At 55.8% G+C, this 15,594-nt stretch carries 14 protein-coding genes and 1 pseudogene; 7 read left to right on the top strand and 8 right to left on the bottom strand.

What is annotated here, in order from left to right:
- Positions 1-113: 113 nt before the first annotated feature.
- Positions 114-2,300, top strand: a complete 2,187-nt coding sequence (locus H9X91_RS12220; RefSeq protein WP_204805404.1) for an extracellular solute-binding protein — start codon at positions 114-116, stop codon at positions 2,298-2,300.
- Here the strand turns inward: H9X91_RS12220 and H9X91_RS12215 are convergent.
- Positions 2,288-2,542, bottom strand: a complete 255-nt coding sequence (locus H9X91_RS12215; protein ID WP_204805402.1) for a hypothetical protein — start codon at positions 2,540-2,542, stop codon at positions 2,288-2,290. The two genes, H9X91_RS12220 and H9X91_RS12215, sit on opposite strands and share 13 nt — an antisense overlap.
- Before the next feature lie 104 nt (positions 2,543-2,646).
- On the opposite strand from H9X91_RS12215, the pseudogene H9X91_RS14635 reads away from it, so the two are divergent.
- Positions 2,647-2,754: pseudogene (locus H9X91_RS14635) on the top strand (tyrosine-type recombinase/integrase); the annotation flags it as partial.
- Between the two features lie 18 nt (positions 2,755-2,772).
- On the top strand, positions 2,773-3,525 hold the full coding sequence (locus H9X91_RS12210; RefSeq protein ID WP_338111983.1) for a tyrosine-type recombinase/integrase: 753 nt from the start codon (positions 2,773-2,775) through the stop codon (positions 3,523-3,525).
- A gap of 394 nt (positions 3,526-3,919) precedes the next feature.
- Here the strand turns inward: H9X91_RS12210 and H9X91_RS12205 are convergent, their stop codons facing one another.
- The gene (locus H9X91_RS12205) at positions 3,920-5,266 is read right to left on the bottom strand and encodes a hypothetical protein (RefSeq protein ID WP_204805401.1); all 1,347 of its coding nucleotides are present in this window, start codon (positions 5,264-5,266) and stop codon (positions 3,920-3,922) included.
- Positions 5,267-5,405: 139 nt separating this feature from the next.
- Between H9X91_RS12205 and H9X91_RS12200 the strand changes: the two genes are divergently transcribed.
- On the top strand, positions 5,406-6,557 hold the full coding sequence (locus H9X91_RS12200) for a tyrosine-type recombinase/integrase (RefSeq protein WP_204805400.1): 1,152 nt from the start codon (positions 5,406-5,408) through the stop codon (positions 6,555-6,557).
- Between the two features lie 360 nt (positions 6,558-6,917).
- On the opposite strand, the gene H9X91_RS12195 is transcribed toward H9X91_RS12200, so the two are convergent.
- The 6 genes from H9X91_RS12195 to H9X91_RS12170 form a co-directional block, all read right to left on the bottom strand.
- Positions 6,918-7,196 (bottom strand): DUF4160 domain-containing protein, encoded by a 279-nt coding sequence (locus H9X91_RS12195; protein ID WP_204805399.1) that lies wholly within the window; start codon positions 7,194-7,196, stop codon positions 6,918-6,920.
- Positions 7,180-7,650 (bottom strand): hypothetical protein, encoded by a 471-nt coding sequence (locus H9X91_RS14460; RefSeq protein ID WP_243414539.1) that lies wholly within the window; start codon positions 7,648-7,650, stop codon positions 7,180-7,182. The genes H9X91_RS12195 and H9X91_RS14460 overlap by 17 nt, the downstream gene beginning before the upstream one ends.
- 97 nt (positions 7,651-7,747) lie before the next feature.
- A complete protein-coding gene (locus H9X91_RS12185) occupies positions 7,748-8,821 on the bottom strand; it encodes an MBL fold metallo-hydrolase (RefSeq protein ID WP_204805398.1) in 1,074 nt (357 codons plus the stop codon).
- Entirely contained in the window at positions 8,802-9,866 is a 1,065-nt protein-coding gene (locus tag H9X91_RS12180; protein WP_204805397.1) for an ABC transporter ATP-binding protein, read from the bottom strand. Before H9X91_RS12180 ends, H9X91_RS12185 begins: the two co-directional genes overlap by 20 nt.
- Before the next feature lie 10 nt (positions 9,867-9,876).
- The gene (locus tag H9X91_RS12175; protein ID WP_243414538.1) at positions 9,877-11,361 is read right to left on the bottom strand and encodes an ABC transporter permease; all 1,485 of its coding nucleotides are present in this window, start codon (positions 11,359-11,361) and stop codon (positions 9,877-9,879) included.
- 194 nt (positions 11,362-11,555) lie between these two features.
- Positions 11,556-12,500 (bottom strand): extracellular solute-binding protein, encoded by a 945-nt coding sequence (locus H9X91_RS12170; protein WP_243414537.1) that lies wholly within the window; start codon positions 12,498-12,500, stop codon positions 11,556-11,558.
- A 390-nt stretch (positions 12,501-12,890) separates the two neighbouring features.
- Between H9X91_RS12170 and H9X91_RS12165 the strand changes: the two genes are divergently transcribed.
- The 3 genes from H9X91_RS12165 to H9X91_RS12155 form a co-directional block, all read left to right on the top strand.
- Positions 12,891-13,259, top strand: a complete 369-nt coding sequence (locus tag H9X91_RS12165) for a hypothetical protein (protein WP_204805392.1) — start codon at positions 12,891-12,893, stop codon at positions 13,257-13,259.
- Between the two features lie 928 nt (positions 13,260-14,187).
- Positions 14,188-14,499, top strand: coding sequence for a DUF6809 family protein (locus H9X91_RS12160; protein ID WP_204805390.1), 312 nt, complete (start codon positions 14,188-14,190; stop codon positions 14,497-14,499).
- A gap of 127 nt (positions 14,500-14,626) precedes the next feature.
- The coding region (locus H9X91_RS12155; protein WP_204805388.1) for a tyrosine-type recombinase/integrase at positions 14,627-15,594 on the top strand (968 nt) is incomplete at its 3' end.

Here is a 15,594-nt window from a genome sequence, read left to right as displayed (position 1 = left end):
CACATGACTTATATTTTCATTTTATACGAATTGCATATAATATCAGCATGCTATTTTGGTCTTGCCAGCATTTCAAAGCCATAGTACAATACTATATAGAAGGAGGTGGCGGTATGCCCACTATCAAAGATATCGCAAGGGAAGCCGGCGTCTCCCACGGAACGGTCTCAAATGTCATCAACGGCCGTGGAAATGTCAGCGTGGAAAAAATGCGCCTCGTCTGGCAGGCGGCCGAAAAATTGGGCTACAAGGTCAATGCCAAGGCGCAGAGCCTGCGTCTCGGAAAGGACCGCGCCATCGCTGTGCTGCTGCCGGGGATCGAATATACCCATTGGGCCGCCATGTATGAGGTCTTTCAAAGCGAGTTTTCACAAAAGGGATACTCGGTTCAACTCTATTCCACCCGCTCCATGGAAAGCCGGGAACTGTCCATGCTGGCAGAGGCCTTGAATACCCGTTTCAGTGCGATCATCACCAGTACCTGTCTGACTGATGCTCTTTCACATTACCGGACAGAGGCACCGGATCTGCCGCTGGTCTTTCTGCAGCGAGAAGGTCCAGAACAGCCGGATGTGATGTACGCAGGATTTGATCCGGAGCGGGCCGGCCAGGAGATCGCGGCTTATATCCACTCTCAGGGCGCGGCTCGAATCGGCGTCTTCACAGAGTCCGCAGAACTGCCGGATGCCTCTTTGTTTGTCAGGGGGATCCGTTCCGGTTTCCAGGACATGGGGGAAGTTCGGTTTCTGGACTGCCGGAACTATCAGATCGGTCTGCAGGCTTTTGGTTTTTTCGACGGCGGTCAAAGATATGACTATATCGTATGTTCAGATCGCCGCAGGGAGGATGCAATCCGAGCAGCCAGCGCCTACTCCAGCCAGCTTCCGCTGCCCCGCTTTGTCACACTGGCCACAAAGGCCGCTGTGACAGACCCGGAAGCCTCAGTCTATGAGCTGGATTACAAGCGTCTGGCCCATAAAATTGTGAAGCATCTGCTGGCCCGACTGGAACAGGGAAAGCCGCTGCCCAGGAATCTGCGTCTGGAAAATGACGGGTTCCGCACCATACCCAAGGTGCCCGCCCAGCTGCATTCCCGGACTCTGCGGATGCTGACAATGGCCTCTCCCTCGACCACTGCTCTGGCCCGGCTGGCACCGCATCTCGAGAAAACCTCCGGTATCCATCTGGATATGACGGTACTGCCCTCTCTACGGGATGTGTACAGCGTCATCCAGTCTCCCGCCCGCAGCCAATACGATCTGATCCGCATGGATGTGGCCTGGCTGGATGAGCTGGGCGAGACCGTCTATCGCCCCCTCTCCCAGATCCCCTTTGATTGGGATGCCTTGCTGTCAAGGGCCATTCCGGAACTGGGGCAGCATTTCGCCACCGCTCATGGCGTCCGCTGCTGCATTCCCTATGATCCCAGTATCCAGCTGCTGTTTTACCGGCGGGATCTGTTTTCCGATCCCACCTATAAGCGGATGTATTTTGAGACCTTCCGGGAGGAGCTTGCTGTTCCAAAGACCTTCCTCGACTACAATCGCATTGCGTCTTTCTTTACCAAAAGCTGCAACGCCGCCTCCCCCACACAGTACGGTTCAACGGTAGCCATCGGCAATGTTGTCGTGAGCCCCAGCGAATTCATGCCCCGCCTTTTTGCGGAGAACGGACGTCTCCTGGATCGTCAGGGCCGGATCACTCTGGACACGCCGGAGGCGCTGCGCGCGCTGGAAAACTACCGGGAGACCTATTCTTATTCGGATCGGACGATCTATGATTTCTGGAAAAATGCTCTCGAGGGCTTTGCCGATGGGACGGCCGCCATGACGGTGGTGTTTATCAACTATGCCTCCCACATCCTGAACTCTCAGATGTCCCGAATTGCCGGTAAGCTGGGCTTTGCCCCCGTCCCTGGCGGAAAGCCGCTCTTGGGCGGCGGCGTGATCGGGATCACCCAGAGCTGCACCTGCCCCGAGGCTGCCTGTGCGTTTTTGGAGTGGCTGTATGCGGACCTGGTGGCACCTGTCTTCACCATGCTGGGCGGTCTCTCCCCCTGCCGATCCGCCTACAGCAACCGGGACATCAATGAGCAGTACCCCTGGCTCTCCACCGCCAGAAAGAGCTTTCCCTACGCCCAGCGCCGCCGGGACAGCACCTATTACAGCAATTTCAGCGAGTTGAAGCTGGAGACGATTCTGGCCTCCCACATCCAGCGGGCGGTTTTGGGGGTATGTTCCCCAGAAGAAGCGCTGAAGCAGGCCCAAGAGGACTGCAATCGCTATTTTCAGCCGTGGTAAAAGGGGCCAGGCCGCAAGAGATAGATGGGCTGAGACGAGCTTATAGAGGTCTTAACGAGAAGTCCGGCCGACAGGACCAGGATGTTCTGCGGCAGCCGGAAAATCTGGAGATCGAGCCGCAGGCAGAAATCTCTGCGGCGCCCTTCGCCGCCGGGTTTCAGCCGTGCATGGGGATCGCCAGGGAAATCGAACTCTGCTGCTTTGAGGGCAAAGAAGAAAGGCGGATCATTGAAAGAGCCCAACCAGGAGCTCCACTGGTCAAAAACTGATATGCCAATTCAAAAAAGAGCTGCCGTTGGCAGCTCTTTCTTAAGTTTCTGATTACAGTGGCTCTAATGGAAAGTGGATAGACGAGTGGTTTGAAAACTACGCAAAGGTAAAAGTTCGGCCGTCTTCCCACCAGACCTACCGGGGGTACATCGATAACCACATTAAGCCGAATATCGGCAAAGTCCCGCTGGAAAAGGGGCGGGTGGACCGGATTGAAAGCAAGCACCAGGAAAAGGGCCTGAGCGCCAAGACGGTGCGGAATATCCACCAGATCATCGCCTCGGCCATGAAGCTGGCGAAGGAGCAGAGGCTGATTGCCACCGATCCCACCGAAGGCTGTGCCCTGCCGAAGCTGGAGCACAAGGAGATGCAGACCCTTCCGGTAGAGCAGCTGGCGCCCTTCCTGCGGGAAGCCAAGGAGAGCAGGGTATTCGAGCTGTACTACGCGGAGCTGGCCACGGGCCTGCGGAAAGGCGAGCTGCTCGGCCTCAAATGGGAGGACATCGATTTGAATCAAGGCAACCTCCGGGTGAAACGGCAGATCGCCCGGATCAACGGCGAGGTAGTGGAGGCCCCGCTCAAGACGAAGAACGCCTACCGCACACTGCCTCTGGCGGAGGACACGATAGCCGTCCTAAAACAGCAGAAGAAAAAAGTCGGCAGCAGCCACTGGGTGTTCCCCTCACCAACCGGCGGGCCCATTTCGCCGGACAGCGTGCTCCATATGCTCCACCGGGTGCTGAAGCGGGCGGGGTTGCCCAGAGTTCGGTTCCACGATCTCCGGCACACGTTCGCAACCCTGGCACTCCAGAACGGGGTGGACATCAAGACGGTGTCCGGGATGCTGGGGCACTTCTCGGCAGGTTTCACCCTGGACACCTACGCCCACGTCACGACAGCGGCCCAGAAGGAGGCTGCCAGGACCATGGAAAAGGTCCTGACGGCGGCGCTGTAAACTCCTAAAAATCCCTCGAAAAAGAAGAAAGGCCCGGAGGCGGAAATGCCGCCTCCGGGCCGATTTTTTGACCCGTCTGGGTCACGGTTTGGGTCACTCCGGTGTCCAGAAAATGGGGACGTCCACAAAAGTTGCAAAAAGGTAGAGAAAATCACCGCTTTCCGGCTGGAAAGCGGTGTTTTTGTGGTTGCGGGGGCTGGACTTGAACCAACAACCTCCGGGTTATGAGCTGCCGTCGGTTTCTCCATCCGCTGCGGCACAGTGCTTTCCAGACCTCTTGGGGCCTGAAATGGCACAAAACCCGAAGGTTGTTCTTCTCCGCTCCACAGCGATTTTCAGCGATCTGGGTCAGAGTTTGGGTCAGCCACTCTGGTTCCCTCAGCAGGAGGTCGCATTAGCTCTTCATCACGTCTGGCACATGGTCCACCGGAGACCAATCCTGTATTTTAGGACCATTCCACTCTCCGATCGTGAGCGTATGTAGGCTGTCCATTTCTGCAAGTGGAGAGATATCCGTTACTTCCCGCACATACAGCACCAGGTTTTCTACGTCCTTCAAATTTGCAAGGGGAGAGAGGTCTGTCAGATATGCCCCCTCTTCGGTTGGAGACAGAAAGAGCGATCGCAGCTCTGTCAAATTCCCAAGCGGTGTGATGTCAGAAAATGCTCCAGTCAATTCCAACTGTGTCAGGCTGGTCAAATTGGCCAGCGGAGACAGGTCCGTGAAGGGATTGACCCCACTGATCCGCAGGAACTCTAACTTTGAGAGCGGTTCCAATCCCTCCAAACTTTCCAAACCGTCTGTATATAGATCCAGAGAACGAAGATCTGCCATCTGAGAGAAAGCACGCAGGTCCGGGCCGATGGACCCGGCATAAAAATAGATCTCCTGCAAATTTACAAGGCCGGATAAAGGCTCCAGACTTTCTACGGCCCCCAGATCCAAATCTAAGGATTCCAACTTTGTCAATCCAGCCAAAGGCCCCAGGTCTGTGATCGGACCGTCTCCTCTGTAATTATATCGTTGTCCGGCCATCTCCAGTTTTTTCAGATTTGTCAAATTCTGCAGAGGCGATAGGTCGCTGATCGCACTCTGGCGTGAGAGATAGAGCCGCTCCAGATTGGTAAGATCGGAGAGCGGGGATAAGTCGCTGAGGTGTATGTTGTCTCCGTAAGTATCCGTTTCACTGAACCCGCCTAAGCGCAGGCTTTTTAGATTTGTCAGGGGCGCCAGCGGGCTTAGATCTGTCAGATCATTCCCCGCCAGATTCAGTCCTGTGAGGTTGACCATATAGTGCAGCGGTTCAATGTCTGCGTCATTCAATCCCATTCCGCTTAGATCCAGCTCCGTCAAATCGGTGCTATATTCTACGCCCCGGATGGTGATGGAGGGCACCTCCGCCTCCACCAGTTGGATCTCCTCACCGTCTGCATCAACCGCTGCCTGCCCGCCCCTGCCGCCAATGGCGATGCCGACGCCGACAGCAACTGCCACGACCAGAGCTGCAATCCCGGCGATGAGGGCGGGCTTGACTTTTTTCTTCTCCGGCGCAGGCGTGGTCGCACCACCGGAGGCGGGCACCTCCACGATCTGCTGGCTCTCGATTGCGTCCAGGAATTCCGCCGCGGACTGGAAGCGATCCTCTGGCTGGACGGCAAGGCCTTTCAGAATGGCCTTGTCTAAGTATTCGGGGATTTCGATGCCGCACTGGGAGATGGGCACCAGGGTGTCCTCGTCCATCCGTTCCAGGGATTCCGGCGGTAAAAATCCTGTGATGGCGGCGTAGAAGCAGGCGGCGCAGGAGTAGACATCGGTGAAGGGCCCCTGGCTATTAGACCCACGTCGTGGTATGCTTTGCCGCTGACAGGAGGCGACACGTATGGCGAAAAAGAGAGCCAACGGAGAGGGAAACATCAGAAAAAGAAAAGACGGGAGATGGGAAGGGCGGTACACCGCCGGACACGACCCTGAGACCGGCAAGCCCATCTACAAAAATGTCCTGGGCCGCACCCAGGCGGAGGCCAAAATGAAGCTGAAAGCAGCCATCGAGGAAACTAAGAGTCTGGACATCACCAAGGCGGGAAAGTACACAGTGGGTGCCTGGATGGATGAGTGGTTTGAGAACTACGCAAAGGTGAAAGTGAGACCGTCCTCTCACCTGACCTACCGAGGGTACATCGACAACCACATCAAACCAAACATCGGAAAAATTCCCCTGGAAAAACTCACTTCTCTGGAGTTGCAGAAGCTCTACAAGAAATTGCTGGAAAAAGGCCGGGTGGATCGAATTGAGAGCAAACACCAAGCCAAAGGTCTAAGCCCTAAGACCGTGCAGAACATCCACCAGATCATCGCCTCGGCCATGAAACTGGCCAAGGAGCAGAAAATCATCGCCAGTGACCCTACCGAGGGATGTGCCCTGCCCAAACTGGAGCACAGAGAGATGAAAACTCTCCCGGTGGAGCAACTGGCCTCCTTCCTCCGGGAAGCGAAAGACAGCGGGGTATTCGAGATGTACTATGTGGAACTGGCAACTGGCCTTCGACGGGGAGAGTTGCTCGGCCTGAAATGGGAGGACATTGATTTGGAGAAAGGTGACCTCCGGGTAAAACGGCAAATCGCCCGGATCAACGGCGAAATCGTGGAAGCTCCACTGAAAACCAAGACCGCCTACCGGACGCTGCCCCTGGCAGAGGACACGATAGCCGTCCTAAAACAGCAGAAGAAAAAAGTCGGCAACAGTTCCTGGGTGTTCCCCTCACCCACCGGCGGGCCCATCTCACCGGACAGCGTGCTCCATATGCTCCATCGGGTGCTGAAACGGGCAGGATTGCCTCGGGTCAGGTTCCACGATCTCCGTCATACCTTCGCAACACTGGCCCTTCAGAACGGAGTGGACATCAAGACGGTGTCCGGGATGCTGGGACACTTCTCGGCAGGCTTCACCCTGGACACCTACGCCCACGTCACGACAGCGGCCCAGAAGGAGGCGGCGAAGGCCCTGGGAAAAGTCCTGACGGCGGCGCTGTAAGCTCCCCAAAATCTCTCCCAAAAGCAAGAGGACCCGGAGGCGAAAATACCGTCTCCGGGCCGATTTTTTGCCCCGTCTGGGTCACGGTTTGGGTCACCCAAGTGTCCAGAAAACGGGGACGTCCAAAAAAGTTGCAAAAGTGAATAAAAATCACCGCTTTCCGGCTGGAAAGCGGTGATTTTATGGTTGCGGGGGCTGGACTTGAACCAACGACCTCCGGGTTATGAGCTGCCGTCGGTTTCTCCATCCGCTGCGCCGCAGTGCTTTCTGGGTCTTTTAGGCCCTGAAATCGCCCCAAACCCGAAGGTTGTTCCTCTCCGCTCCACGGGGATTTTGCCCTGTCTGGGTCATAGGTTTGGGTCAGCAGAAAAAGCGGGCCTCACCAAAGAAAGCGGTCCACTTTTCGATTACTTCACTGCTCCGGGCCTCGATGATCCGCAGGATATTCCGCAGCACCCGCTCCGGAATTTGGGAGTTGTTGTTGCACAGCAGGCACTTCCCCGCCTTTGTGATCCACACCTTTGTCGCATTGGCAGACGGCGCGCCCTTCGCTACATGGACGTGGACCGGTTCCAGGGGGTCATTCTCGTTGGCCCAGAAGTACACCCAATATGGGCCGATTTTAAAGACCTGAGGCATTCTCAAAGCCTCCCTGCCGAGCAAACTCCAAAATCAAGTGGGCGGTCGATTCAATTACTTCCTGATACCGGGCAATTTCCTCAGGGGTAAAGCCGCAGATGTCCTCCCAGCGGTACGCCGGGAGAAAGCAGGAGGCGTGATGAAATCCGTCTTTGGCATCCGGCTTTTCAATATACACCTTGACCTCGCCATTGGGGAGCGTATCGGAATGGACAATTTCCGTATCGCCGTCGATCTGCAAAAAGGGATACATCATGGGACAGCACCATCCTTTCCTGCCTGTAGAGTACCATACACAGAGGAAATTATCAACTCCAACGCTCCAGCGGAACCGCTGATATTTTCCCTTGATCCAGGTTTTCCGGGGATGTTTTTGATACGGTGTTGACAAAGAGGTGAGAAAAAATTTGTACGCTTTTCGCTCATGCCATAAGCCTTCTTCCTGCAGTTCCACCGGATTTTACCGCCCCATCCGCAATACAAAAAGTCGGTTGGGATCGCCTGTGCAGCAATCCCAACCGACTTTTCATTTGACGCCGAACCTTTATTGATCAGCCGTTCCAGACTTCCTTCACATTGGAATGGAACGGCAATACAGTCTGAAAGCAGTTGCTTTCACTCAGGAAACGTGCGTCTTTCCGGCTGGAGTGGTGGGGGAATGGAAGCCGAATGGCCTGACCCTCATCATACATTGAGGCCATGAAAGAACCGTCTTTTCTCCGGCCGGTGCCGATGATGACTGCGTCTTTTTCCAGCAGCGCACGGACAAGCGCTTGATTTTCGGGACGCTCCAGATGGGTGTCTCCTATTATCACGATGTCCGCATTGTCGATGGAATTCTGTTTCACTGCGGGATAGAAATCCGTCAATTCCCGCCTCCGATCTTCTTTCACAGATGAGCCGGTTAGGATCCTGTCCGTTATGACTTTCATGTTCTGATCCAGCCATATCTTATGGCCGGCGCAGGTCTTGTATAGAAGATACAGGATTTCCACACCCCGGCCGAAGGCCTGAACCGGCAGTATGATCCGTTTGCCGCGGGCCAGGTATTCCCGCACCTTTCCCGAGAGACGATTTCTCAGAAGAGGCGCCGTATCCAGGATCGTATCGTGCGCCATATCAAGGATCGCTACATCCGCATGCAGGTCCTTGGGCAGATCCACTGGATAGGCCAGAGGATCCGGCTGAAAATCTCCGGAATAGAAGAATTTGTACCCGCTTTCGAAGCACACGTAAAACCACAGGCTGCCAGGGCAGTGTCCGCTGCTTCCGGTAATCACCTGGAAGCCCTCAAAATCCGTGCCGCTTTGGGGGGAGATATCCAATTCCCTGATTTTGTCATAGCGCAGGCCGATATGGCGGATGGTCTCCGGGCTGGCCGCGATGACGCCCTGAAAGCCCAGTTGGAGCAGGTATGGCACCGCACCCGTGTGATCCTTGTGGGCGTGGGACAAAAACAGGTAATTGATTTGCCGGGCCTCGTCCGGGGTGATGTTGGGATACGGAAGGGCATCGGTATCCAAGATGCCGCAGTCAAACATCAAAGAGCGCCCGTTCTCCTGTTTCAGCAGGAAACAGCTCCTGCCATGCTCCCCGTAGCCGCCTTTAAGCTCCAGTTCGGTCATATGCGTATAATTGATCGGGCTCGATGGAAAGATACCCCTTCTGGCCTTTGTTCAGATTGGATGTGTGCAGAAACGTGACCTCCTCGCTATCCTGTGTTTTGGCCTTCATACGGTATATTCCGCCTTCAAATGTAGGCATCACGACCTGGACTGGAATGCTGTTGGGCCGTTCCGTGTCGCTGTATGCAGCGTCTTCTGCCCTGAAATATAAAGACAAACTGCTGCCGGATGCAAAGTTCAGTGCTCTCACCTGAGTGCCTGCGATGCGTGCCTCTGTATATTCGCCGTCGCTTTTGCCCGCACTGCCGCTGATATGATTGCCCGCGCCCAGCAGGCCGGCGACCACCGCTGTGGCCGGCCGCCGGTAGCATGCCTCCGGTGTTGCGATCTGGTCGATTTTCCCGTCGTTCATGACAACGATCTGGTCGGCCATGGCAAACGCCTCAGATGGATCATGGGTCACATGGAAAACTGTTGTCTTCAGCTCTCGAAAGATCTGCGCCATTTCGGTGCGCATTTCAATGCGCAGCTGGACATCCAGGTTGCACAGCGGTTCATCCAACAGGATGATGGAAGGAGACATGATGAGAGCTCTGGCGATCGCCACCCGCTGCTGTTGCCCACCGGACAGTTCCGCCGGATATTGGTCCATCAGGCCGTTGAGGTGGAGCAAATCCACCATTTTCTGCAGGTTCTCCTCCTGTTCCTGTCTGGTGGCTTTTCTGAGCTTCAGGCCGTACAGGATATTTTCCCTGGCGGTCATATGGGGCCACAGAGCGAAGTCCTGGAACACCATATTCAGATCTCTTTTTTCGATGGGGACGATTTTGTTGGGGGAAGTGACTTCCACACCGTTCAGCAGAACATGCCCGCTGTTGATGGGAAGAATCCCAGCGATGATGTTCAAAAGTGTAGACTTCCCGCAGCCGGAGGGGCCCAGCACAGAGATGATCTCTCCTTTCTGGACATCCAGGGAAACACCCTTCAGGACTTCTTTTTTTCCGTAGTTTTTATGAATTTGATCGAGTTTTAGGATCGTTTCCATATAATCCTGGTCACCCCTTCCTTGCTTTTCTCATATTGAGAAGTCTTTCCAGCAGCGCCATGATCGTAATGATGCAGACGCCGCTGACGATGGTCGCCGCAGCGGCATCGCCGAATTTCAGATCGTTATACGAGTCGGAGATCCACACCGGTAATGTCTCCCAGTTGGGCGGATACAAAATCGTCGTGATGGCAAGATTGAAGATGCTTCCGCCAAACGCGGACAGCACCGCTGACACAGAGCTGTTGTGCAGAAGGGGCAGAAGGATCGTTTTGATCTTCGTAAAGAATCCCGCCCCCTGCATTTCCGCCGCGATCAACAGCGATTCGGGGATTTTTGCCATGCCGGCCACCAGGATTCGATTGATCAGCGGGATCGCTGCCGCCACCACTGCCAGCACCAGGATCGCGGGCGTTCCGTACAGGTGCAGTCCGATGGGGACCAGCCATTTCTGGTTCCACACAAAGATGTATCCGACACCCAGCACGATCCCGGGGACGGCCATCGCCACAAGCGTGGTCATATCAATGGCCTTCTTCAGCGGCGTCTTGGCGTAGGTCAAGACGTAGGCGCAGCAGAACGCGATCACCAGCCCGATCACCGCCGCGATCACCGCCAGCCCCAGGGAGTGGGCGATTCCCACCAGCAGGGTGCTGTCGGCGGAGAGGATATTCTTGTAGTTTTCCAGCGTGAAGGTGAACTTGGTGAGGCTGATGGCGCTGGAGAAGGACATGACCAGGCTGGAGACGGCGGGGATGCCAATGGAGATCAGGACAAAGATCCAGACCACGGCGCTGAGGCAGACGTTCCTGCCCCGGCTCAGGCGCTGGGGCACCGCCTGCTGCGTACCGTTGTCCAGAAAGTCAAATCGCTTCGCTCCCAGCGCCTTGTACTGGATGAACATGGCCAGCACGATGAGCAGCATCAGGCACAGAGACAGCACGCCGGCCATATCGAACCGCGCGGGAGATGTACAGATGGCCGAGTAAATCGTGTACGGCAGCGTGGGATAGGAGTAGACCGCGGTGATCGTGGAGGACAAACCGTAGTCGCCCACCGTATCCATAAAGATGAGCATGGCCGCCGAGCACAGGGCGGGCAGCATCAGCGGAAGCTGGATGTCCCTCCATACCTGAAAGCCGGAGGCGCCGTTCATCCTTGCCGCATGCATGAGACGGACCGGCTCCCATTCCAGGGCGGTCCTGATGGTGATATAGGCCATGGGCCACTTGCACAGGGTCATGACGGTCACAAGGCCGGGATAGGAGAACACAAATCCGCTCATCCAGTCAAGGCCCAGCCAGGCTTTTGCCACGCCGTTTCCGGAGGCGAAATAGACCCAGCCCTGAGCCAGGATAAAACTCGGTATGATCATCAGGGCCCAGGCGGCAAGATCCAGCATCTTTGCGCCCTTGAACTGATACTTTACCCGGACCCACGCCAGGAAAGCGGCAACGATCAGTCCGCAGACCGTGGTGCCTCCCGCCAGAGCCAAAGAGTTGAAGAGAGCTTTTCTCCAGAGGGGCCTGGTAAAGATGTCCCCAAGGATCGATATATTTTCCAGGGAGAATTTGCTGATCTCCAAACCGGGGCAGACGATTTGAAAAAGTACTGCTGCCAAAGGCAGCAGTACTAATATGAATAAAATCGCAAAAACTCCGTTGCTGATCCGCGATTCACTGTTTTTCATCACTGTGCAGAATAATCAGCGAACCAGGCCTTGATGTCCGCTTCGTTCTCGGCGCCAAACTGGACATCTGCCGCCACCAGGGTGGGGTTGGGCTCACGGTCCGGCTTTGCGGTCACACCCTCCACGGAGGGGGTAAAGTACGCCTCGTCACCGGTATCGATGAGCTCCTGCTGGACCTCGGGATCGAGAAGGAATTCAACAAACGCCTTCGCAATGTCGGGCTGGTCGGTAGACTTGCAGATGGCAGCAACACGGGTAGAGGCAGCCGCGCCCTCCTCGGGCCACACAATGGTGATGGGCTCGCCGTCGGCGATCATGGCATAGGCGTTGGATTCCTGCAACATGGCGATGGTGGCCTCGCCGGAGGCCAGGGCCTCCACCACCTGCGGGTTCTTGGGATAGACCTTCAGGCCCTGCTCAAACAGCATGGTAAAGAACTCCTGGCCGCCCTCCATGCCCAGGGTATCCATGAAGTAAGCCGCCAGAGGATAGGCCGGCGCGGCGACGCCGGGGTCGGCCATGGCAACCGCACCCGCATACTTCGGGTCGGTCAGATCGGCGTAAGACTTGGGGGCGTCCTCCTCGCTCCACACGTCATTGCGGTACACCAGGACACCGGCGGAATGTGCTCCGGTGGGATAGAAGCACTTGTCATCGGGGACCAGCGCGCTGAACTCAGGCGTGAGCCCGCTGGCGTTTTCAATCTCCACGTCGGTCATCAACTGGCTGCCCAGATCCAGGTTGTAGATGTCATACATAGAGTCCATCCACACCACGTCCCACTGGGGGTTGGATTTTTCCGCTTCGATCCGGGACATGGTCTCGGCGCCGTTGCCCACAACAACTTCCACATCGTAACCGGTCTTTTCCTTGAAAAGGTCGGGGATCACCGAATCAAAGTCGTTCAGGTAGACAGTCAGCGGCTCAGCTGCCTGTTCCTCCATGCTGGGGCCTTCCTCTTCCACGTCGGCCGTCTGATTGGTCTCTGTCTCCGAATCGGCCGTTCCGGTCGTGTTGGAAGAACATCCTGTTAGCACGAACATCGCGCACAAAAGCAAACACCACAGTTTTTTCATCATTCCATATCCTTTCTTATCCATGATTTTTGCCCCCTCATGGTAACATCCATCCCACGCAAAAATATGAACAAATTGTGAATAATTGCTCAAAATTTGGATATTTTGCACAATTTTAATTGCTGTTTTACACGTAATTTACAATTTCGAGTGTGAATGTGACCCCATGGATATCCGCAGGCTCCTCTGCATTTCGCCGGCATCGCCGGAAGCAATTTCGTCAAGCGGAAGGAGGACCTGCAGTTTCTGGACAACGTCTTGAAAACGGTGCTGGTTGCGTACAAAGACTATTTCCAGGAGTGGTTCGTGGAGGGCCTGTCCATCCGTAAGTACGCCGAGGCACAGCAAGCACAGTGGACAAGGGATTTTTTCTCTCTGCCCAATAAAGGGTTTCTCCTGGGACTCAATGCAGGCAAACTGTCGGTGTACAGTTTCCCGCGGCGATGCGAAAGTCAAAAGGCCCACCAGTGCTGGTTCAGCATCCAAACCATCGGCGAGGCAGTGGGCATGAACGAACATACGGTGCGCAAGCACATCTGGCAGTTGAAAAAGTATGAGTTGGCTGCAGAGCGCCGCATGTGGCGAAGCACTGGAGGGAGCTGGAAAGCCCCGCATGACCGCCTGTAAGCCGCTGTGTGGCCCCCTTCGGGGTAGGACAGAGTCCCTGCCCCCTCCCAGCGGGTACAGGCCGGATTTGGGCGGTTGTTCCCCATTGTTTTGGAACGGAGGATTTCCCTCCTGGCCCTTTTTCAAAGGGTAAAAGAATAAGCAGGGAAAATGAAATTGCTGCGTCTCGCTGCGGTGCGATAGATTAACTGGGACCGTCGGCAGCAAACGGCTGGAGAGACGGTTTTACCCACCCTCGGGTGGGGCAAGCATCGCGGCCGGCTATACGCCGGGCGCAGCTCCGGGCAGAAGCCCGGACCCACTTTGGGCGGCTAAAGGGCCGGAGGGCAGAGAGAAGAAATGCAAAGTTTACTCCATGCCGGGATTACGACGCCGTTGACAAAGAGAACGGCCGTCTCACGGAAGGCGGAAAAATCCCCCCGTTTGGCCCTGTGAGCCGTTGTGTCGGGCGAGTGGGGGCGGGCAGGCATCCGTGCCCACCGAAGCAAGTTTGTAGCCCTTGTCGGGCCCGTGTGCGGAAGTCCGCAACTGCTGCCGGAGCACGCTTCCACCCCCAAATCGAGGGTGAACCTACCCGTTGAAAATATAGCAGGAGAAAGAACCGGCGCTTTTGTGGCGCCGGTTCGCTCACAACTGCCCGCAGTGCGGGCAGTTGCGGGGTTTTGAAAGGGCGTTGTTCTGCACATGAAATAGTGGCATTGACGCTTTTCTCTGTAGAATTTGGCTGTCTTCTTAGAGCCGCAAAGAGCTGTTGGGGCGTTCCTGGACTATTGAGGCACGAAAGCCCCTTCAAAAAATGCGTCGCTGAAAACAAGATAGGTTTCCAACCCGGCAGCCAAGTTGTTACTTTTCTGAAAATTTCCGCCCGGTCCCCTGGCTATTACTGGGAAGTCGTGATATGGTGTGTCGCTGACAAGGAGGCGGCACGATGCACGATTACATGAAAGCCCTGCACGCACGGTTCTGCCGAGAGCCGGAGCTTCAAAAAGCCCGGGAGGAATTGGAACAGGCATACAGAGAAATCAAAGCGAGGTTAGGCCAGCAAGACCAGGAGACCCTGCTGCAGCTGGCGGATCTGGAGAACGAACTGCGGGAGGAAACCTCCCTGACATCCTTCATCGCCGGCTTTCGGCTGGGCATGGGGATTGCCGGGGAGCTGGAGCCCTACTGCTTCGAGGACGAGGATGAAAGACGGGCCACAGAGAGGGCAAAGATGAGGTGTCCCCAGGTCAAAATTTGATACGCTATTCAAAGAAAAAGGGCTGCCGCCGGCAGCTCTTTCTTAACAAACTGATAACTATCGGCGTTCCCCCTGGCTATTTCTGTTCTCTGTGGTATGTTGTGTCGTTGCAAAGGAGGCGGATGCTATGGCAAAGAAACGGGCCAACGGCGAAGGCAACATCAGAAAAAGGAAGGACGGTCGCTGGGAGGGGCGCTACACCGCTGGGCGCGACTCGGAAACTGGCAAGCCTATCTACAAAAACGTTCTGGGCAGGACCCAGGCAGAGGCTAAGGCCAAGCTGAAAGCGGCCATCGAGGAAACCAAAAGCCTGGATGTGACCAAAACCGGAAAATACACGGTAGGCGTCTGGATGGACGAGTGGTACGAAAACTACGCAAAGATCAAAGTGAGGCCCTCTTCCCACCAGACATATCGAGGATACATCGACAACCACATCAAACCGAATATCGGCAAGATTCCGCTGGAAAAGCTCACTTCTCTGGAGTTACAGAAGCTCTACAAGAAGCTGTTGACCAGCGGGAGAATTGACAGAGTCGAGAGCAAACACCAAGCCAAAGGTCTAAGCCCCAAGACCGTGCGGAACATCCATCAAATCATCGCCTCGGCCATGAAGCTGGCGAAGGAGCAGAAAATCATCTCCATCGATCCCACAGAGGGCTGCGCCCTGCCGAAGCTGGAACATCGGGAGATGAAAACTCTCCCGGTGGAGCAACTGGCCTCATTCCTGCGAGAAGCCAAAGATAGCGGCGTGTTCGAGATGTACTACATTGAGCTGGCCACTGGTCTCCGGCGGGGTGAGCTACTCGGCCTGAAGTGGGAGGACATCGATTTCGAACATGGCAACCTCCGGGTGAAACGGCAGATCGCCCGGATCAACGGCGAGGTCGTGGAGGCCCCGCTCAAGACGAAGAACGCCTACCGGACGCTGCCGCTGGCGAAGGACACGATAGCCGTCCTGAAAGAGCAGAAGAAAAAAGTCGGCAGCAGCCACTGGGTATTCCCCTCGCCTACCGGCGGACCCATCTCACCGGACAGCGTGCTCCACATGCTCCACCGGGTGCTGAAGCGGGCGGGGTTGCCCAGAGTTCGATT

Origin of the sequence: Oscillibacter valericigenes (assembly GCF_016902445.1) — a bacterium.
GTDB classification, from domain to species: domain Bacteria; phylum Bacillota; class Clostridia; order Oscillospirales; family Oscillospiraceae; genus Oscillibacter; species Oscillibacter avistercoris.
Note: the sequence above shows the minus strand (reverse complement) of the source record. Positions and strands in the feature narration are given on the sequence as shown.